1 protein-coding gene is annotated in these 608 nt (G+C 55.4%); it reads right to left on the reverse strand.

Features of this window, described 5'->3' with window-relative positions:
* The coding region (mobQ, locus tag H7U37_RS15170; protein WP_477742909.1) for a MobQ family relaxase at window positions 1-608 on the reverse strand (608 nt) is incomplete at both ends.

Consider the following 608-nt stretch of genomic DNA (forward strand, 5'->3'; position numbering starts at 1 on the left):
GGTCATATTCCTTTTTGGACTTCGCCGCCCATGCGCCGCGCTCGTCAAGGGGGCGCATGGTAAGCATGATGTGACAATGGGGATTGCCCTTGCCGGTGTCGTGAATGGCATAATCAACGCACATTCCTCTGGAAACAAATTGAGAGGAACAGTATTCCCGGACAAGCCGGATCTGTTCCTCTCTGGATAACTCTATGGGGAGCGCCGCGTCAATCTCTCTGGCAAGCTGGGCGTTCCCGGCTTTCTCGAAAAGCTCCACGCTGTTCCACAAGGTTGAACGGTCAGAGAAAGAGGGCGGGGCATGGGGTGGCAGCATGATTTCTGTATGGACAACACCGCCTTTGCGGGTGTAGTCGTGGGTCATTCCGTCCCACTCGTTTGTCAGCTTTTCACCGCTTCGGTAGGCAGCTGCGGCAACGGCTGATTTGCCCTTGCCCCGGCTGACAATGCTGATATTACAATGGTAGATGGCTATGGGTATCACCTCCCGGACAAAATGAAAACCCGCAAAAATGGTACAGACGCCAACGGCGGGTGTACTGTTTTTGTGGGTGTGCAGGGATAGCCGCGTAAGCGGCGCAAGGGGTGCAGCCCCTTGTTGCGGCAAA

It is taken from the genome of Pseudoflavonifractor phocaeensis, from assembly GCF_016901735.1.
Taxonomy (GTDB): domain Bacteria; phylum Bacillota; class Clostridia; order Oscillospirales; family Oscillospiraceae; genus Pseudoflavonifractor_A.